This is a genomic window from Rhizobium sp. NZLR10 (genome assembly GCF_019685125.1).
Classification (GTDB): domain Bacteria; phylum Pseudomonadota; class Alphaproteobacteria; order Rhizobiales; family Rhizobiaceae; genus Rhizobium.
This window is the reverse complement of record NZ_JABDWE010000001.1, coordinates 616,243-636,076: the sequence shown is the minus strand read 5'-3', so window position 1 is coordinate 636,076 and position 19,834 is coordinate 616,243. Positions and strand designations below refer to the sequence as shown.

Annotated in this window: 17 protein-coding genes; 5 read left to right on the top strand and 12 right to left on the bottom strand. The window is 60.9% G+C overall.

What is annotated here, in order from left to right; genetic code table 11:
• Positions 1-86 precede the first annotated feature (86 nt).
• The 7 genes from HJB82_RS02855 to HJB82_RS02825 form a co-directional block, all read right to left on the bottom strand.
• Positions 87-1,937: a DUF2264 domain-containing protein gene (locus tag HJB82_RS02855; RefSeq protein ID WP_207584655.1), complete on the bottom strand. Its 1,851-nt coding sequence runs from the start codon at positions 1,935-1,937 to the stop codon at positions 87-89.
• 78 nt (positions 1,938-2,015) lie between these two features.
• Positions 2,016-3,290 (bottom strand): sugar ABC transporter substrate-binding protein, encoded by a 1,275-nt coding sequence (locus HJB82_RS02850; RefSeq protein ID WP_207584656.1) that lies wholly within the window; start codon positions 3,288-3,290, stop codon positions 2,016-2,018.
• A gap of 40 nt (positions 3,291-3,330) precedes the next feature.
• Complete coding sequence (locus HJB82_RS02845; protein ID WP_207584657.1) at positions 3,331-4,056, bottom strand: YesL family protein; 726 nt, start codon at positions 4,054-4,056, stop codon at positions 3,331-3,333.
• Positions 4,057-4,076: 20 nt separating this feature from the next.
• Entirely contained in the window at positions 4,077-5,186 is a 1,110-nt protein-coding gene (locus HJB82_RS02840) for an ABC transporter ATP-binding protein (RefSeq protein ID WP_221139550.1), read from the bottom strand.
• Between the two features lie 15 nt (positions 5,187-5,201).
• Positions 5,202-6,374, bottom strand: coding sequence for a glycoside hydrolase family 88 protein (locus HJB82_RS02835; RefSeq protein ID WP_221139549.1), 1,173 nt, complete (start codon positions 6,372-6,374; stop codon positions 5,202-5,204).
• Between the two features lie 3 nt (positions 6,375-6,377).
• Entirely contained in the window at positions 6,378-7,214 is an 837-nt protein-coding gene (locus HJB82_RS02830) for a carbohydrate ABC transporter permease (RefSeq protein WP_207584660.1), read from the bottom strand.
• Entirely contained in the window at positions 7,211-8,197 is a 987-nt protein-coding gene (locus HJB82_RS02825; protein ID WP_221139548.1) for a carbohydrate ABC transporter permease, read from the bottom strand. The genes HJB82_RS02830 and HJB82_RS02825 overlap by 4 nt, the downstream gene beginning before the upstream one ends.
• A gap of 131 nt (positions 8,198-8,328) precedes the next feature.
• Between HJB82_RS02825 and HJB82_RS02820 the strand changes: the two genes are divergently transcribed.
• The 4 genes from HJB82_RS02820 to HJB82_RS02805 are packed head-to-tail and all read left to right on the top strand — an operon-like array spanning position 8,329 to position 13,097.
• Positions 8,329-10,125 carry a heparinase II/III family protein gene (locus HJB82_RS02820; protein ID WP_221139547.1) on the top strand — a complete coding sequence of 599 codons (1,797 nt, stop codon included), beginning with the start codon at positions 8,329-8,331 and terminating at the stop codon, positions 10,123-10,125.
• Positions 10,126-10,136: 11 nt separating this feature from the next.
• The gene (locus tag HJB82_RS02815) at positions 10,137-10,982 is read left to right on the top strand and encodes a carbohydrate-binding protein (protein WP_221139546.1); all 846 of its coding nucleotides are present in this window, start codon (positions 10,137-10,139) and stop codon (positions 10,980-10,982) included.
• A gap of 56 nt (positions 10,983-11,038) precedes the next feature.
• Positions 11,039-11,707, top strand: coding sequence for a response regulator (locus HJB82_RS02810; protein ID WP_007635395.1), 669 nt, complete (start codon positions 11,039-11,041; stop codon positions 11,705-11,707).
• The gene (locus HJB82_RS02805) at positions 11,697-13,097 is read left to right on the top strand and encodes a sensor histidine kinase (RefSeq protein WP_207584664.1); all 1,401 of its coding nucleotides are present in this window, start codon (positions 11,697-11,699) and stop codon (positions 13,095-13,097) included. Before HJB82_RS02810 ends, HJB82_RS02805 begins: the two co-directional genes overlap by 11 nt.
• Positions 13,098-13,198: 101 nt before the next feature.
• Here HJB82_RS02805 and HJB82_RS02800 read toward each other — a convergent pair whose 3' ends face one another.
• From HJB82_RS02800 to HJB82_RS02780, 5 genes are all read right to left on the bottom strand, one after another.
• Entirely contained in the window at positions 13,199-14,080 is an 882-nt protein-coding gene (locus HJB82_RS02800; protein ID WP_207584665.1) for an ABC transporter permease, read from the bottom strand.
• Between the two features lie 11 nt (positions 14,081-14,091).
• Positions 14,092-14,910 (bottom strand): ABC transporter ATP-binding protein, encoded by an 819-nt coding sequence (locus HJB82_RS02795; RefSeq protein ID WP_221139545.1) that lies wholly within the window; start codon positions 14,908-14,910, stop codon positions 14,092-14,094.
• A gap of 95 nt (positions 14,911-15,005) precedes the next feature.
• Positions 15,006-16,019, bottom strand: a complete 1,014-nt coding sequence (locus tag HJB82_RS02790; protein WP_207584667.1) for an ABC transporter substrate-binding protein — start codon at positions 16,017-16,019, stop codon at positions 15,006-15,008.
• Positions 16,020-16,306: 287 nt separating this feature from the next.
• Positions 16,307-17,038, bottom strand: coding sequence for a FadR/GntR family transcriptional regulator (locus HJB82_RS02785; protein WP_207585190.1), 732 nt, complete (start codon positions 17,036-17,038; stop codon positions 16,307-16,309).
• Between the two features lie 245 nt (positions 17,039-17,283).
• Complete coding sequence (locus tag HJB82_RS02780) at positions 17,284-18,291, bottom strand: LacI family DNA-binding transcriptional regulator (RefSeq protein WP_221139544.1); 1,008 nt, start codon at positions 18,289-18,291, stop codon at positions 17,284-17,286.
• Between the two features lie 205 nt (positions 18,292-18,496).
• Between HJB82_RS02780 and HJB82_RS02775 the strand changes: the two genes are divergently transcribed.
• Positions 18,497-19,810 (top strand): alpha-L-fucosidase, encoded by a 1,314-nt coding sequence (locus HJB82_RS02775; RefSeq protein ID WP_221139543.1) that lies wholly within the window; start codon positions 18,497-18,499, stop codon positions 19,808-19,810.
• Positions 19,811-19,834 lie beyond the last annotated feature (24 nt).

Here is a 19,834-nt window from a genome sequence, read left to right as displayed (position 1 = left end):
AGAGGCAGGCCCTGTGTTTTCCCCAGGGCGACGTAACTCGCGTCATATCCCGTCAGCCCGTAGTGGCTCGCCGGCGGGATTTGCAGCTACATCCACAGAGCAAAGGCCGGCACACGCACGCCTTTCTCACGGAAGCACCGCTCCAGCTCGTCAAGATCCGGACCAGCCGGCGGATTGCCCAGCGCCTTTGTCCAGTTTTCGCGGCTCGGCAAAGCCATTGCCGCGGTTGCCAGCAAGGTGGTTCCCGGACTGATTTCGTCGCGTAGCTGCGGCAGCAGGGTCTTGGCGTGGATGAGGTTGGTATTCGGGATCGGGCTCATCGCATGGCCGGCCCTCGGATCGGGCGATAGATCCACGATGGCGCTGACGTCCGTCTGGCCGTACCAGATAGCCCGGCCTTTCGCCTGTTCGGATCGGTCGGCATTGAAATCCGCGCGTTCGATCGCAAAGCCGCCCTCGATGGTGCTCAGTGCCCGCGGCGTGGCGATGCGGTGAATGCGAATGTGCCAGGGGTTTTCGGGGATGAGCCAGGTCTCGACGGTGACATCGCTCCAAGGGTGCCAGCGCGAATAGAGCCGATCGCCAGATATCAGCGCCTCCTCGAGGGTTTCCCGCATGCGGAAGTGGACGCCGTCGTCGGAGAGGCCGAGCATGCCGTCGAAGCTTGCGGCCGAAAAATTCCGGTCGTCGGCTTCGATGTTGAAGGCGTAGCGGGTGGAATAGACGAATTTCGAATATTTCTCGTTTGCGCCGCGCATCTTGTCGTGCTGCTGGCCGGAGGAGAGCACGACGACGTTTCCCGGTGTGTGCATGGCGACCATTCCCGCTTGCTTCAACGCAACCGGCTCCGAAAATTCCGGCTGCGGCGCTTCCTCGGCGGTCCAGAATGGATGATCCCCCGCAAGTGCGAGCGGCAGGAAGAATTTCAACGCCCAATAGGGCGAGCCGGGCGAGTTGTAGCTCTCGCTCATCAGCAGGTTCGGATAGCCATAGCCGATGGAGAGAACGCCGTCTCGCTCCGCAATCGGCATGGCTGACCACCAACGGATATGGCGCATGTAGTAGCCCTTGATCTCAGCCCAGGGCAACGCTTCGACGCCGGCAAAGGCAAGTGCGCCCCAGAAGCCACCGGCCGCGAAGCGGTAGGTCTGGCTACGGCCGAAGGCAAGTGCGGCGCCATCGGGGCCGAACCAATGGCGGATATCCCCGGCGAAGGTCCGGGCGCGATCGCGGAAGCGGTCCTTACGCGCCTCGTCGCCACGCGCCAGCACGGCATAGATCAGGCCGTAAAAATGCATGGCGAAGGGGATGTAATGATCGACCCGCCGCACAGGCCCGTCGCGATACCAGCCTTCGCCGAGATCGAAAGTCTCGAGTTCGTCGAGATAGGTCAGGGTTTTCCCACGGTCGAACGCAACACCCACGCGCTCCAGCCCGAGATCGATGAGGACGCGGAAGAATTTCCAGTTGTTGTCGATGAATTCGAGATCTCGTGCCGCGACGAGATAGGCGGCGACCGTCTTCTTCTGGCTATCGCTCAACGGCTCCCAAATATGTTCAGGCACCAGCGCCAATGCGAAGCCGACGGCAGCCAGCTCGACCAGCCGCTGATTGCGGTCGGCAAGATCGCCCCAATATTCGGGATGATTAGGATTGGTCCCATTAGACAGTCCGCGCCGATAGAGATCCCAATGCGGGAAATGGCTGCCGCCGGCCGCGAGCGGGACAATGCCCCACAGTGGCCGCGCAAATCCTTCGAGATCCGCCGCTGCCCGGTCGAAGATCGCGCCGGTAGCACCGAGGCGCACACGGGCGCCGCCTTCGGAAAAATAGGGCAGAAGCGGTGCGAAGAGGTCGATGACGGCCTTCGCCAGGTCGTCGCGCGTCTTCAGAGGATTGCCGGAAAGCGGGTTGGCCGCGGTGGGATCATATATCATCGTCAGCTCGGAAATTTCCTGAAACAGGATTGGCCGCGGGCCATGTCCTGGTCCGCGGCCGTCGGCATCTCATGAAGTCTACTTGATGGCCTTCACGCCTTCGGTCATTTCCTTCAAGCCGTCGTCGACGGAGGTGTTGTCGGTCATCATCGCGTCATGGACGCGGTTGAGCACGACCTCGATCTTGGCAGCGTTCGGGTTGACCGCCATCTCCAGATAGGCTTTCGACGGTATCAGAGCCTCCTTGCTGGCCGCGTCCTCAGGGAAACCTGGCGTTGCGGCGATCTTTGCGCTGACGTCAGCGGTCTTAAGCGCCGGGAAGGTGCCCGTCGATGCTATGACTGCAGCGCCCTCGGGACCGGTGACGAACTTGATGAAATCGAGCGCGGCAGCCTTGTGGTCGGAATTGGCGTTGACTGCGAGGCCGGAGATCTGGGCAGCCGTGGTGCCGGCCGCTACGCCGTCCGGATGCGGAAACTTCACGATGCCCCAGTTCTTGCTCTTCGATTCACCCGATTTCACCTTGGCGATCTGGGTGCCGACGAACCAGGTTCCCATCGGCAGCATGCCGATCGTACCGTTGAAGAAGAGCGCCGAATAATGCGTGTTCGATGTCTTCAGGAAGGCGTAGGAAGGAATGGCCCCATCTTTCTGCAGGGTGAGCGCTCGCTCGTACCAAGGCTTCAGGAAGGCGTAGTCGCCATCGACGAGCGTGTGTTTCCCGTCGAGGATGCCGGGCAGCTGAACGGTCGAACGCCAGGTATGCAAGAGCGCGCCATAGGTCTTGTTGGCGCCCATGCCGCCCGAAAGCTTCTCGGCGGTTGCGTCGAACTGCGCCCAGGTCATGTCATTGGTGGGGTAGGGAACGCCTGATTTGTCGAAGACGTCCTTGTTGTAATAGACGATCCAGAAGTCGGAGCGGAACGGCAGGGAATAGATCTTACCGTCGATGGTCAGTTCCTCGAGCAGGCCGCCATAGGGAGTTGGATCGATTTTCTGCTCGGTCACGAAGCTGCTGAGATCGGCGATATTGCCGGCACGCACCAGATTGGTGTAGCCCGGTACGTCCTTGATGGTGACGATGTCGATATCCTTAGAGCCACCGGTCAGCTGCGTCGAAATCATCTGCTGGTAGTCCTGCGAACCGAGATCCATCGGCTCGAATTTCACGTTCGGATGCTTGGCCTGATAGGCCTCGATCAGCGGCTTGTAATAGGCGGTCTTGTCCCAGTCCCACAAAGCCCATTTCAACGTCACCGCGTCCTGGGCAAGCGCTACGCCGGCCGTTGCCGCTGCCAGCGTGAAACCTGCTACGGCAAGTTTCATCGTCCTCCCGAGTTTATCCAAATACATTGCTGTTCTCCTTCCCTGGATCGTTTCTGAATCAGATATCTTATGAAGCGTCTTGTGCATGCGGTTTACGGTGCGGCTGCGTCGCCTCTGGCAAGTCCAGCACCAACACCGCCGCCCGATGGACGCCGAATGCGACGGCGAACATTCCGAGTGAAAAATTGACGGTTGCCGGCATGAAGGCGGAAACCGGATAGAAGAGGATATGCGCCAGCCACAGTGTGGCGACGAAGGTAAGCGCTGCAAGCGCCGGGAACGGACGGAGGACGGAGGCGAGCGCAGCCAACCGCAGCAGCCGGAGAGCCGGCAGATCGCGCATCACCATCAAAACGATGAGGTGACAGGCGAAAACCGCGACGAAGGCGGCGGCGGCGAGCGCGATCGTCAGCGGTGCGGCGAGCAACAGGTCATCCCGCGCGCCGGCGGCATAGGTCATGATCGCATGGATGCAGATCGCAAGAGCGCCCGTCAGTGCCAGGCCCCAGGCGGTGGCGCGCCAGAAGTAGCGCAGAAAAGCTTCGGTGAACTCTCTGAGGAGATAGGTGTTGCGATCCTCCACGAAGGCCACCGAGACGCGGGCCATGGCGGCGAGCGCGGCCGGCAGCGTTACGACGAAGAGCGAAGCCAGGATGAACAGGACGTTCAGCTTGACCATCTCCCACCATTCGCGGGCGAGGATCTCGGCAAACAAGGCAAGACCGGTCCGCTTCGGAGCATCCTTTCGAATGCCCGGCCCCTCCCTCGTCCACATGTCCCGCAACCGCTGCATAGCCTTCTCCCGCAGTCGCCTCAGTAAAGAATCGAGCGTTCCGTTTCCTTGTCGAACAGCTGCGCATTGCTCATGTCGGCGACGAGCCTTGCCGTCTCGCCGATCGCCGGACGGAAACGCGGCGAGACCCGGGCGATGAGATTGCGGCCGCCCGCCACCATGTTCAGGTGCACTTCCGAGCCCATTGGTTCTGCAAGTTCCACGACCGCATCCAGCGGCGCCAGATTCTCTTCCGAGATGTCGGCCGGCGGCAGTTCGTGAAAATTCTCAGGCCGGATGCCGAGCACCAGTTCACGTCCCTCATAGGGTGCGATCCTGCCCTTGTCGAAATGATCAGGCAGCGGCAATTCCCGACCATCGAAGACGGCGACATAGCCGTCGCCCCGGCGCAGGATGGTCGAGGGCAGCATGTTCATCTGCGGCGCGCCGATGAAGCCGGCGACGAACATGTTGACGGGACGATCGTAGAGGTTCTGCGGCGTATCGACCTGCTGGATGTGGCCGTCCTTCATGACGACGATCCGGTCCGCCATGGTCATGGCCTCCACCTGGTCGTGGGTGACGTAGATGAACGTGGCGTTGAGGCGCTTATGCAGCTTGGTGATTTCGGAGCGCATCGTGCCGCGCAGCTTGGCGTCGAGATTGGAAAGCGGCTCGTCGAGAAGGAAGACGGCGGGATTGCGCACCATCGCGCGGCCGAGCGCGACGCGCTGGCGCTGGCCGCCCGAAAGCGCCTTCGGCTTGCGGTTCAGGAGATGGGCGATGTCGAGGATCTTGGCTGCATCCTGCACTTGGGCATCGATGAAGTCTCGCGATACTTTTCTGAGCTGCAGGCCGAAGGCCATGTTTTTGTAGACGGTCATATGCGGATAGAGCGCATAGTTCTGGAAGACCATGGCGATATCCCGATCCTTGGAGGGGACGTCGTTCATCAGGTCGCCGCCGATCTTCAGTTCTCCTCCCGAGATCTCCTCGAGGCCGGCGATCATCCGCAGCGTTGTCGATTTACCGCAGCCGGAAGGGCCGACCAGGATGATGAATTCCTTATCGGCGATTTCCAGATCGATGTCGTGGACGACGGTGAGCGCGCCGTAGGATTTGTTCAGCTCTTTAAGCGAAATGCTGGCCATCGGGTCCTCCTGAATTCACCAATAGGAAGACCAGCGGCGCGAAAGGCGCGTCAAAGCTTCCATGTAATAATAATCTCCCCAGGAGACGCATTCATCGACGCCCTCGCCGCGGCAGGTGTTGAAGGGTGATTTCTTCGAATAGGTGGCGTGCAGCACCAGGCCGTTGGAGATCGTGGGATCCTTGACCGCATAGTGGTCGGCCAGGCTCTTCATCATCCGCCGCGCCAGCGTGCGATAACGCTCGGCGGCTTCGGCTTCGACGAGATCGGCCATCTCCAGAAGGCCACAGGCGGTAATTGAGGCCGACGAGCTGTCGCGCGGCTCGCCGTCTGCGTCCGAAAAGACGAGATCCCAATAGGGCACCATGTCGGCCGGCAGCCGGTTGAGATAGAAGGTGAGCAGCCGGTCGAAGGTCTGGCGATATTCCTCGATCCGCTCGTAACGATAGGAGAGCGCCATGCCTGAAATTCCCCAGGCCTGTCCGCGCGCCCAGGCGCTGTCGTCTTTGTAGCCTTGCTTGGTGGCGCCGCGCACCGGCGCTCCGGTGACCGGGTCCATATAGAAGGTGTGATAGGTGGAATCGTCAGGCCGCACCGAATTGGCGAGCGTGGTGCGGGCGTGGATGAGCGCGATCTCGCGGTATTTCGGATCACCGGTCTCGCGGCTTGCCCAGTAGAGAAGCGGCAGGTTCAAGAGGCAGTCGATGATGTAGCGGTATTCTTCTGCTTTACCCTTGCGGCCCCAGGCCTGGATGAATTGGCCGATCGGCTGAAAACGTTCGATCAGCTGGTCGGCGGCGAGGATCGCAGCCCGGCGCCCATCCTCGTCTCCGACGATCTTCCAGGCGGCGATGCAGGAGGGCGAATAGAGAAAGCCCATGTCGTGATGATCGGTCTCGATGCGGTTAATGATCCGATGCAGGAACGACTGGACCTGGGTCTGCGCGGCATCTCGGAAAACTGCCTCGCCGCTGTGTTCGAAAGCGAGCCACAGCTCTCCCGGCCAGAAGCCTGCTGTCCATTGGTCGTTGGCGACAGTGGGGTAGAAATTCTTGACGCTCGAATGGTTCTGCGCGGCATGGGTGAATTCGGGAAGGTTGCGCCGGATCTGATCGACAGCGAGATCGAGCGCGGTTTTCACCTCCTCGTCGGTGATCGGCTGCGGGGCGACTGAGGAAATGGCGTTCATGGCCTAACCCTTCAATCCGGTCGAGGCGATGCCTTCGACGAAGAAGCGCTGGAGTACAAGGAAGACGACGAGAACCGGGATGAGCGCGACGACGGAGGCCGCCATGATCAGCCCATACTCGGCCGAATATTGCGAGATGAACATGCGCAGGCCGATCTGGACCGTCTTCAGCTCGGTCTTGGTCAGATAGATCATCGGCCCGAGAAAGTCGTTCCACGTGGTGACGAAGGTGAAGATCGTCAGGGTCGAGAGCGCCGGCTTCGACAGCGGCAGCATGATGCGTGCCCAGATCTGGTACTCGTTCATGCCGTCGATGCGGGCCGCCTCGCAAAGTTCGGTCGGAATCGACATATAGAATTGCCGCATGAGGAAGACGCCGAAGGCGGTGAAGGCTTGCAGGCAGATCAGCGCCAGATGGGTGTTGTTGAGGCCGAATTCGCGCATCAGCAGGAATTGCGGCACCATATAGACCTGCCAGGGCATGGCGATGGTGGCGATGTAGCCGAGGAACAGAGTGTTCTTATAGGGAAAATTCAGCTTGGCGAAGGCGTAGGCCGCAAAGCTGGAGGTCAAAAGCTGCAGCAGCGTGACGATGATCGTCAGTTTCGAGGTGTTGTAGATGAAGAGGGCGAGCGGGATCTTCGTCCAGATATCGACGTAGTTTTGCCATTGCGGCACGGACGGTATCCACTCGATCGGAAAGGCGAACACGTCGCGGCTGAGCTTCAGCGATGCCGAAAGCATCCAGGCGAAGGGCATCAGCATGATCAGCGTGACGGCGATGACGATGGCATAGATCGCGACCGTCCCGACGGTCACTTTGCGTCCGGCGATCCTCATGCCTCGTCCTCCCTCTGGCGCCGGAACTGGAAGACGGTGACCGCGAGAACGAGGAAGAACAGCACCAGCGAAACCATGCTGGAGTAGCCGAGATCCCAGGAAATGAATGCCTCGTTGTAGATGTGGTAGACGAGGACCAGCGTCGAGGTGCCGGGTCCGCCTTGGGTGATCATGTAGATCTGATCGAATACCTTGAAGGACTGGATGGTCAGCATGACGGTCACGAAGAAGGTCGTCGGGCCGAGCTGCGGCACGGTGACATGGATGAATTTCTGCCAGGAATTGGCGCCATCGAGGTCGGCGGCCTCGTAGAGTTCGGCATTGATGCCCTGCAGGCCGGCCAGATAGATGACCATGTAATACCCCATGTTCTTCCAGATGCCGAAGAGGATCACCGTCACCATCGCCCAGTGGCGATCGGCTGCCCATCCCGGCATGTTCTTCGGGTCGAGGCCGAGTGTGTAGAGGGCCATGTTCACCGGTCCCATCTCGGGGTTGAAGATCATGTTCCAGACGACCGCGACGGCGACCAGCGAGGCGACATAAGGGAAGAACATCGCCGTGCGGAAGAAATCGCGCCCGACGATCTTCTGGTTGAGGAGAACGGCGAGGCCGAGGGCGCAGACGAGCGTCGCCGGAACGGAGGCGACCGTGTAGATAACCGTGTTCCAGAACGCCGCGATGAAGGCCTTGTCCTCGAACAGCCGCCAGAAGTTGTCGAGGCCCGCGAATGTGATCGCGTTCGAGCCGTCCCAATGCATGAAGGCGAGCGCGAAGGCGAACAGGATCGGGCCGAGCGTGAAGACGGCAAAGCCGATGAAATTCGGCGCAATGAAGGAGTAGGCGACAAGCGCGTTGCGTATCCTGCGCTGGCGCTTGGACAGGACCGTGACCTTCCGGCCGGAGGCTGCCAGAGCGCCATCCGTTGCGATGACCGAATTCGATAGGGACACCGATGCCTCCTCTTCCTCTCGCATCGACATAGCACAAATCCCCTATTGGTCAAACAAGTTCTGAACGTGTCATATGAATTTTATGGAAATCGCAAAATACATATGATATGTGGGCGGGAAAGCAGACGTCCCATCAATGCTTTTCCGGTACGGGGAGAGACATGTTCAGTCAGATTTCAGGAGAGCTGCCGGATGTGCTGGGCGATTTCACGCCCGGGGCGGTCTGCTCCGATCGCGTCAGATGGAATTCCGTGCCGCAGGCGACGCGCGAACTGGTCGTTCGGGAGGCCGAAGAGACTCTGGCGCGGGCCTGGCCTGTTATCACTGCGTCGGACTACCGGGCGTTCACCGCGACGGGCAACCGTTCGCGCTTCGAGGAACTCTATTTCACACGGCGCCGGATGCTCAACAATCTGGTGCTTGGCGAACTTATCGAAGGTGCAGCCCGGTTCCTGCCGAAGATCGTCGACGGCATCTTCCTGATCGTCGAGGAAAGCGGCTGGCAGCTTCCGGCGCATAATGCCTATGAACGCAGCGGCGCGCGGCTGCCGCTACCCGACAATTCGCAACCGGTCGTCGATCTCTTCGCAGCCGAAACGGCTGCCCTGCTTGCCACTATCGTCGCCTTGCTCGGCGACGAACTCGACGGCATCAGCCCCGAGATCACCGCACGGGTGGACCGCGAGATCGAGGCCCGCATCCTTACGCCCTATCTCGCCCGGCATTTCTGGTGGATGGGCCGCGACGATGAGCGGATGAACAACTGGACGGCATGGATAACCCAGAACGTCCTCTTGACGGTCTTTTCGCTGAAAACAGATCAGGCGACGCGCCACGCCGTCGTCAGAAAGGCACTCGGCAGTCTTGATGCTTTCCTGAAGGACTACGCCGAGGACGGCGCCTGCGAGGAGGGCGTCGTCTACTACCGCCACGCCGCGCTTTGCCTCCACGGTGCATTGACCATCCTCGATACCGTGGCCCCGGGCCTGTTTGCCAGGTTCTGGCAGCAGCCGAAGGTCCGCAACATGGCCGAATATATCGCCAACATGCGTGTCGCCGGCCGCTACTATTTCAACTTCGCCGATTCTTCCGCGGTGGTCGAACCCTGCAGTGCGCGGGAGTACCTGTTCGGACAGGCGGTCGGCTCGCCGATGCTGGCCGAGTTCGCCGCAGCCGACAGGGTCGCCGCCGACAATCCGCACCTGCCCGGGGAATGGAACCTCTGGTATCGCGTGCAGGAACTGCTGGTCGGCCCGACGCTTCCCGCTGCAGTCCACCCGCGTCATGCGCGCAGGCGCGAGATCTTCTATCCCGGCATTGGTCTGTTCATCGCTCGCGACGAGCAGTTTTCGCTTGCCGTCAAGGGCGGCAACAACGGCGAGGGCCACAATCACAACGATGTCGGAAGCGTGACGCTCTATAAGAACGGTCGTCCGTTGCTGATCGATGTCGGTGTCGAGACCTATACTGCAAAGACCTTTTCGGCGCGGCGCTACGAGATTTGGACGATGCAGTCGGCTTTTCACAACCTGCCGACCTTCGCAGGCGTCATGCAATCCGCCGGCGAAGCGCTCGGCGCGCGCGATGTCGAGGTCGGGTATGACGAGCAGAGCGCGCGCATCTCTCTCGATATATCTGGCGCCTATCCCGCCGAAGCGCAGTTGCACAGCTACCGTCGCGTCGTTTCCCTGCTGCGTGGCCGCCATGTCGAGATCGTCGACACCTATGACGGCGGCAAGCCGGCCATCCTGTCGCTGATGACATGCCTGGCACCGACCGTAACCTCGGACAGGATCGATCTCGCCGATCTCGGCAGCATTTTCGCCGACGGCAGTGGGCCGATCGAAATCGATGAGATCGACGTGGACGACATCAGGCTGAGAGCGGCCTGGCCGGAAAAAATCTACCGGCTGCGCCTACCGTTTGCCGGCAGGCTCCTGAGATTGCGGATCGTCTAAGGAGGACGAGCATGAAATTGACGCTAAAGATCACGGACGCCGATGGGTTCGTGCTGGCAAGCTCCACTGGGCAGGACGAGACGTTTCTAGTCTATCGCCAGAGCTATCGGGAGGGCGATTGCGTCGTCGTAGAAGCTTCAGAACTCGGGCATGTGTTCCTGGCGCTGGACAGCGCGATCCAGCCCGGCCTCGTCTATATCAGGGAAAGCGACTATTGCCTCGCCGTGCCCTTCGGCGACAAGCGCAAGTCCTATTCGCCGAACGCCTTTAAGGGTGATATCCATCGGCTTTCAGCAAAAAGCGCGCGGCCCGACGAGATCGCCCAGCGGCGCAATCTCGCCCTGAATCCCTGGGACGATCACGCCAACCATTCGCTGTTTCCGCATGCGCGCGCCAATGTCGAAACCCGTGGCGAAGCGGTCTTTGCGGCGCGCAACGCGATCGACGGCGAAAAGGCCAACGACGATCATGGCTTCTGGCCTTACACCAGTTGGGGCATCAATCGCGATCCTGAAGCCGCGCTGACCGTGGAGTTCGGCAGGCCCGTCCGGATCGATGAGATCGTCTTCTACCTCCGGGCCGACTTCCCGCATGATTCCTGGTGGGAGAAAGCCAGCGTCACCTTCTCGAATGGCAGAACCTCTTCTTTTCCGCTGGTGAAATCTGGCGCCGCGCAGGTTTTTTCCATCGAGCCTTGCATCGTCGAATGGGTCGAAATGCATGGCCTGATCAAGGCGGAGGACGGCTCGCCTTATCCGGCGCTGACGCAGGTCGAAATCTGGGGAACGGAAGCGCCGGGCGCCGTCGACCGGAACGTCGCAGCCGTTGCTGCCGAAGGCGAAGCTGAGCACGCCTGATAGCAGAGAAACCGCGTCGCTTCCGTCAGAGCATGTGCCCATGCTAAGGAGGTCGGATGCGACTGCTTGTGGTGGAGGACAACAAGGATCTGGCGGCCTGGCTGGGGAAAGCCCTGCGACAGGCACAATATGCTATCGATATCGCCCATGACGGCGAGGACGCCGAGCATATGCTCAAGGTGGCCGAGTATTCGGCAATGATCCTCGACCTTGCGCTGCCCAAGCTTGACGGCTTAACGCTCTTGAAGCGATTGAGGCAGTCGGGAAGCAAGCTGCCGGTCATCATCTTGACCGCGAATGCGAGCCTGGACGGTCGTGTGGCCGGGCTCGACAGCGGCGCCGACGATTATCTCGCCAAGCCTTTCGAAATCGCCGAACTCGAAGCGAGAATCCGCGCGGTGGTGCGCCGCGGGCAGGATCGCGCATCGTCGGAAATCACCGTCGGAAACCTACGTTTTTCCGGTGGGACGCGGCAGTTTTTCGTCGCGGATGAGCTGTTGCAACTGACGCCGCGAGAATATGCTGTCCTTGAGCAGCTCGTCATGAAGCTTGGCACCACCGTCTCGAAAGCCACGCTTTCTGAAAGCGTGTTCGGTTTCGACGACGAGGCGGATCCGAGCGCCATCGAAATCTACGTCCACAGGCTGCGAAAGAAGCTCGAGAGCAGCTCGGTTCAGATCGCGACGTTGCGTGGGCTCGGTTATCTCCTCAGACATGTCCAGTAGCGTCGTCACAAAGGTAGGGGCGACGATCGCGCGGCTCAGCCGGAGCCTGAGGGTGCAACTGCTCTGCTGGGTGCTGCTGACCCTGCTCGGCGCCATCGGCTTCAATCTTTACGACAGCTTCTGGACGGCCGACGCGACGGCAAAGCTGGTGACGGATCGAACGCTTCTGGCCTCGGCCCGGGTCATCGCCGAGGCCGTCCGCGTCGACGAGGGCGGCAATGTTCAAGTGGACGTGCCGCCTTCCGCGCTGGAGATGTTCGATACAGGCTTCGGTGACCGGGTGTCCTATCAGGTGATCACTGCGTGGGGCAGTCTTGTGAGCGGCGTTCCCGACCTGCCGTTGCCGGCCATCCATCGCGCAGGTGAGGATCGCGCGTTTCATGGCGCCGATGTGCGCGTCATAATGCTCGACCATCCTGTCGTCGGGCTGCCCGATGACGGCACCATCTCCGTGACCGTCGCCGTGACCCATAACAGCCAGTACGCGATGCGACGGCAGCTGTGGCTCTCGGACTTTTCGAAGCAGTTCGTGCTCCTCTTCGTCGCAAGCCTGGTGACCATCCTCGGGCTTCAACGGGGCCTGGCGCCGGCTCTGCGACTGCGGGACGCTGTGCGACAGCGCGGTCGCAACCGTCTCGATCCGCTGCCGCCGGAGATGGTGCAGAGCGAACTGCAACCGCTCGTTCACGCACTCAACGACTACATGGAGCGCGTCCAGAACCAGATGGCCGCGCAGCGACGGTTCGTATCGAATGCTGCTCATCAGCTGCGAACGCCCTTGGCGCTGATTTCGACCCAGGCGAGCGTGGCGGCCCGCGAAGACGATGCGGGTCGCCGCGACGAGGCGCTCTTTGCGCTTCGCACCAGCACGAAGCAGATTTCGCGTCTCGCCAGCCAACTCCTTACCTTGTCACGCGCCGAGCCCGGAAGCCGGCGCCCGCGCAGCGACGCCGCCGACCTCAGCAAGGCAGCCCGTGAGATTTTGGAGGCGCATGCTGAAGAGGCGCTGAGGCGCAACATCGACGTCGGTCTGGAAGCGGATGGTCCCGTCATCGTCGAAGGCGACGGGACGATGTTGCGCGAGATGCTGGTCAACCTCATAGACAACGCGATCCGCTATACCAGCCCGAACGGACGGGTGACCGTCACGGTCGGGCAAGCGGACGGCAACGCCGTCGTTACCGTCGAGGACAGCGGGCCGGGGATTCCCCACGGGGAGCGGGAGCAGGTTTTCGAACGGTTCTACCGGATCATGGGGACCGAAGCGGAGGGCAGCGGTCTTGGGCTTGCGATCGTCCGGGAGGTCGTCGAAGGTGCGGGAGGTTCAGTCTCGCTCGATGATGCGGATGGCGGCGGTCTTGTCGTTACCGTGCGGCTTCCGCTGACCTGAACCCGAGGCGAGGTTCCTTTCAAGATTGACTGCATCAATGAAAGAAGGCCGGGCATGGCGCCCGGCCTTCAGTACGATCTGCCTAGGGAGGATCGATCTGTTTACTGCGTGTCGAGGTGCTGCTGCGGCCGCCACTTCGCCAGACGGTTCTCGACCAACGTCATGATGTATTCCGCAACAAGCGTGACGACCATGACGAGGAGGATTGCCGCGAACATGCCGGCCGCATCGAACGTACCCTTGGCGATCGAGATGAGCTGACCGATGCCAAACCGGGCGCCGACGAATTCGCCGACGATTGCGCCGATGATCGCGAAACCGAAGGACACGTGCAGACTGGCGAAGATCCAGCTCATCGCCGAAGGAATGATCACCGCGCGGGTCACCTGCCAGTCCGAGGCCCCAAGGATGCGGGCATTGGCGATCATATTGCGGTCGGCCTCGCGCACGCCCTGGAAGGCGTTTGCAAACACGACGAAGAACACCATGATGAAGGCGAGAGCGACTTTGGAGGGCAGGCCGAGGCCCATGATCATGATGAAAATGGGGGCGAGAACGACGCGCGGTATCGAGTTGATCGCCTTGATGTAGACGGAGAAGATGTCCGACAGAAAGCGGTTGCGGCCGAGGCCGACGCCGACGAAAACGCCGGTGATCGAGCCGGCGAAGAAGCCGATCAGCGCCTCTTCCATCGTCACCCAGAGATTGTACCACAGCGAACCTTCGGTGGTGCCTTCCGTTGCCCATTCATAGAGGCGCTGAACGACGCCGCTCGGGCTCGAATAGAAGAACGGGTCGATCCACTGCATATTGGAGGAGAGTTCCCACATGCCGATCGCGAAGACCAGGATGGCGATCTGCCAGAAACGCACCAGAAATTTCCGCTGACGCATCGCCTTCAGCGCCGACGCCTCGATTTCTGTATCAGACGTGCCCGGCCGAAACATGGTGGCCGAACCGGCCTCAAGAGTGGTGTGTGCCATGATATCCTCCCTCAGGCCGCTTCGCTTGCGCGGCGGTAGCTGGTCTCGACCTCTTCGCGGAGGTCCTCCCAGATCGTCTTGCAATAGTCGATGAAGCTCTGCTCGTAGCGGATTTCCGACACGACGCGCGGGCGTGGGAGATCGATCGTGTAGACCGACTTGACCGTCGCGGGGCCGGCGGTCAGCACATAGACTTTATCCGCGAGCGCCACAGCCTCTTCGAGATCGTGGGTCACGAACACTACCGAGGCCTTTCGCTCCGCCCAAAGCTTCAAGAGCTCTTCATGCATGACTGTGCGGGTCTGCACGTCGAGCGCCGAAAACGGCTCATCCATCAGCAGGATTTCGGGCTCGTTGATGAAGGTCTGCGCCAGCGAGACGCGCTTGCGCATGCCGCCCGAAAGCTGGTGGGGGTAGTGATGGAGAAATTTCGAAAGACCGACACGGGCGATCCAGTCGCGGGCGCTCTTTTCCGCCTCGGCGTGGGACTTTCCGCGGAACAGTGGACCGGCCATGACATTGTCGATGACGTTCTTCCAGGGAAAGAGCGCGTCGGTCTGGAATACGAAGCCGACACGCGGGTCAATGCCGGTGATGGGCCCGCCCATCAGCCGGACTTCGCCGGCACTTGGGCGTGCGAGACCGGTCACGAGGTTGAGCGTCGTCGATTTCCCGCATCCGGTAGGACCGACGACGGCGACAAACTCTCCGCGGGCAACCGTCATGTTGAAATCGCGCAAGGCTGTCAGGGATTTTCCGGTCGGCGAGACGAAGCGCCGGCTGACGTTGATCAGCTCGATCGCCGGGATCTGCTTGTTGTCATGTTGCATGATGATACCTGAGGCGTGCCTTAGGGCGCGTGCACGCAATGCCCATGGATCGATCGGAGGCCGCTTCCGGCTGAAGCCGGAAGCGATATCACGCGTTACTTGACGTTCTTGACGAATTCCGTCGTGTAGGTCTTGGAAAGGTCGATCTGCTTGCCTTTGACGTTCTTGGAGAATTCCGAGAGCACGGCAAGCACGGTCTTCGGACCGTCTTCCGGCATGACACCATCAGTGGTGAACATGCCCTTGCCGTCGTTCAAAGCCTTGATGTAGCCGTCCTTGTCGCCGACGTAAAAGTCCTTCGGCATCTTGTCTGCGATCTCGGCGGCAGAATGCGTGTTGATGTAGCGCAGGGTCTTCACGAAAGCGTTGGCGAGCTTTTGTGCCTCGTCCTTGTGCGCATCGACCCAAGCGGTTTCCATATAGAGCGAGGCGGCCGGATAGGTCCCGCCGAGCGCCTTTCGGGTCGATTCGACCGTGCGCATGTCGACGAGAACGCTGGCTTCGCCGGTTTTGATCAGGCGCGAGATCGTCGGTTCCGTCGTCATGCCGGCCTGGATCTGATCCTGTTGCATGGCGGCGATGAACGTGCCGCCGGCACCGACTGGAACGGTGACGACGTCGCCCGGCTGCAGGCCGGCCTTCGACGCCATGAAGAGCGTCAGGAAGTTGGTGGAAGAGCCGAGGCCGGTAACGCCGAGGGTCTTGCCCTTGAAATCGGCCGGCGATTTGATCTCCGGATGCTTGCTCGAGACCATCTCGACCTCACCCGGCGCCTGACTGAACTGGACGAGAGATTCGACGAACTTGCCCTTGGCCTGCAGGTCCACGCAATGGTCGTAGAAGCCGACAACACCCTGGACGGCGCCCGCCAGCAGCTGGTTTTCGGCATCGACGCCGGCAGCTTCGTTCAGGAGTTCGACGTCGAGGCCTTCGTCCTTGAAGTACCCGAGCGATTCGGCGAGCTTGGCCGGCAGATAGATCTGCTTTTCATAGCCGCCGACCATGATGGTGATCTTGTCGGCTGCGTTTGCGGCGCTCGCAGCGAAAGATGCTGCAGCGAAAAGCGTGGAAAGGGCTACGGTTTGAAAAAGGCTGCGTGAAGAACGCATGGAAATCTCCTCCTGGTGCTTGCATCGTCGTCTGGCCACCTTGACCGTGCTCCTCCACGATGCTGCCCTTTCCTATGACGTCGAAGCTTTCAACTAGCTTTCAGCCGCAGAAGGGTCAAATAGCGCGTCCAATCCATGCGACACGCCGAAAAACGCGTTGCGCGCGCTTCCATACAATGGAGGAGCCTGCTCAAATTGCCGGGAAAGTCGCTTTCGGCGTCGATTTTTGGATGGGTTGGTCGTGACTGTCGAAAAGCCTGCCGTGCGGCGGGAGCTTCTCGTTGGACTCAGGTCGCAAAACTCCGCAGGTCCTTCAGCAGGTTGCGGTACCTCGTCTGACTGCCGACCAGGTGCTCACGCATGGCGTTGCGGGCAGCCTGCTCGTCCCTGTCGGAGATCGCAACGATGATTGCTTCATGTTCCCTGTGGATCAGCTTTCGGTAGGCGGTCTGCTCGGCAGTCCTTGTTTCCGGGACAAGTCTCGATTGCGGGATGATCGCTGACCCCTGGGATTGAAGGAAGTGCTTGAACAGTGGATTGTTGGTCGCCTCGGCGATCGCGACATGGAGTTCGAGATCCGCCTCGCGGATGGATTGATCCGTCTCGATGCACTGGAGGATCTTCCGGTGGCATTCGAAGATCGCTTCCTCCTGCGCCGGCGAGCGGCGCAAGGCGGCAAGTCCGGCCGCCTCGATTTCGACGGGGGTTCGGATTTCGAGCACTTCCAAGTCGGAGGCGACACGGGCCTTGTCGTTGCGCCCGGAGAGCGCCGCGCCCAGATCGGCGCCAACCACGAAGATGCCGGCGCCCTGGCGTACTTCGACGAGCCCGTCGGAGCGAAGTGCGGCCACCGCCTCGCGCACGACGGTCCGACTGACGCGATGTGTTTCGGTCAGTTCATGCTCACTCGGGAGCTTGTCGCCGGCAGAATACTGGCCGCTCAATATTGCCTGTCGCAGGCTCTCGCCGACCCGTGAGACCAGCGACCCCGAGCCCTTACCGCGATCCTTCACCTGCATAGCCACGCCTCGCCCCTTGCATCGGCTGGATCCGGACGCCGCCGAGTTTGGTGGCATGCGAAATCTCGATTCATCACACATGTATGACAAATCGCATCGTCTTTCAATGAAGAACGGCACCCGTTGCTTGCCTGTTTTGCCGGGTAGGGTGCTGCGACCCAGAAGATCTCTTCGGCGTTAGCGAGGTATCCGCCCGCGCACCGCGTCTTCCTTCGCCTCACTAAGAGAGTTCAGGGAGGGGCGATTCAGAGGCGCTTGGTCGACTCCCCGCGCACAAATCTCGGCGTCAGGATGAAATCCTGCGGCGGCTCTGCGGCGGCCTCGGGGCTGGCTATTCTTGCCAGCAGACGCTGTGCGGCCAGTTCGCCGAGCTTCGGTGCATCCTGAACCACCATGGTGATGCGCGGCGTGATGACGTTGCTCCAGGGCACGTCGTCGACCATTGCCAGCGACACGTCGTCAGGGCAGCGGAAACCCATCTCCTGCATTACCTGCAGGGCCGCCAGCCCCGTCATATTGTTGGCGCCGATGATGGCGGTCGGCCGGTCGCGGCGGGTTAAGAGCCGCATCGCCTGCGCATGGCCGCCGGTCCTGGTGTAGCCGCCCTCGACGACCAGCGAAGGGTCGGTGTCCGCGCCGGCGCCGGCCATCGTATCCATGAAGCCTTTCAGGCGTTCGTCGGCGGTGTGCAGGCCGCTTGGGCCGGAGATGAAGCCGATGCGCCGGTGGCCGAGCTGCAGCAGATGTTCGGTCAGGATAGTTGTCGTCAACGGATTGTCGGAGCCGACGAAATCGCGTTCTGCGCCCTCGACCTTCTGGTCGAACATCACGATCGGCGTCTTGAAGTCGCGCAGGAAGGTTGCGTACTCCTCGCCGCGCCCGTTGGCTGCCAAGGCAATGCCGGCAATCTTCTGTGCCTCCAGCCGCTCCAGCAGCGCCCGTTCAAGATCGGCCCTGCCGGAGGAGTCGGCGATCAGGACGAAATAGCCGTGATCGAGCGCCTGGTGTTCAATTTCGCGGCGGATGTCGCCGAAGAACATGTTGCCGAGATTGGCCGAAACAAAACCGATCAGCGAACTGCGTCCGCGCGCCAGCGTCTGGGCCACCGGATCGATACGGTAGCCGGTCGATTTTATCGCCTGCTGGATGCGATCGAGCGTCTCGGCGCCGACCCGCTTCGGACTGTTGAGCGCGAGCGAGACGGTCGAGATCGAAACCCCCGCAAGACGCGCTACATCACGTATGGTGGTCATTTTTTGTCGAACCGGTTCTATAGGTTATTTATGGCAGATTTTATTTGTCGGTGCAACACGTTGACGGCAAAAGCGGCAACATGCGGGCGAGATTCCGACTTGAACTAGATGGATTTCGGCTTGACAGCTCGAAACTCGCGGCGGATGATCTGGCCACCGAACCGGTTCGATGATGTAACGAACCGGAAACAGGGAGGAGAAACCTGTGACGATAGCGGCACGCCAGCTGGAAAATTCGGCATCGGACAAGCACGCTTGGTTCAGCCAGGACCGCTTGGGCATGTTCATCCATTGGGGCCTCTATGCGCTCGGAGCCCGCCATGAGTGGTTGAAAAACCGCGAGGAGCTGAGCGACGAGCACTACCAGCGCTATTTCGACAATTTCGATCCCGATCTCTACGATCCCAAGGAATGGGCTCGACGCGCCCGTCTGGCCGGTATGAAATATGTCGTGGTGACGACCAAGCATCACGAGGGTTTCTGCCTCTGGGACAGCAAGGTCACCGATTACAAGGCGACGAACACACCTTGCGGCAAGGACCTGCTGACGCCCCTGGTCGAGGCGTTTCGCGCCGAGGGGCTGAAGATCGGCTTCTATTATTCGCTGCTCGACTGGCACCACCCGGACTTTCCGATCGACGTCCACCATCCCTTGCGCAACCATCCTGACGCCAAGGCGCTGAACGCCGACCGCAAGATCGCCAACTACGCCGCCTATATGCGCGAACAGGTGCGCGAGCTTCTGACCGGATTCGGCCGCATCGACATCATCTGGTTCGATTTCAGCTATCCCGGCCGCGAATATCACGGTCTGCCGGGCAAGGGGCGTGCCGATTGGGAGAGCGAACAACTGATCGAGCTGGTGCGCGAGTTGCAGCCCGAAATCATCGTCAACAACCGCCTCGATCTGCCATCGGGCAAGCTGCCTGATGTAACGACCCCAGAGCAATATACGCCGCGCGTGGCGCCAGCTATCGCCAGCCAGGGGGTGCTCTGGGAGGCATGCCATACCTTCAGCGGCTCCTGGGGTTATCACCGTGACGAGGATACTTGGAAGAGCCCGGAACAGATCATCCAACTGCTGATCGATTCCGTCGCGCTCGGCGGCAACCTGCTGATGAATGTCGGTCCGACTGGGCGCGGCGCGCTCGATGCGCGCGCCATCGATGCGCTGGAGGTTTACCAGAACTGGATGGCCGTCAACGGGCGCTCAATTTATGGGGCCGGGCCATCAGAGCTGCCGGTGCCGGCCGGCTGCCGCTACACCCAGCGCGGCAACCGCCTTTATCTGCATGTCTACAACTGGCCCTACCGCCACGTTCATATCGAGGGCCTCGCCGACAAGATCGCCTATGCGCAGTTCCTGCACGATGCCAGCGAAGTGCGCTGGCTCAACCACACGAGGGATGTGGATTCCAATATCGGCGTGATGGTGCCGGAAGGCATGATCATGCTCGAACTGCCGGTCCGGCGACCTGATGTCACCGTTCCGGTAATCGAGATCATCCTCAAGGTGTGAGCTCGGTCGCATCCGCACGTTCAT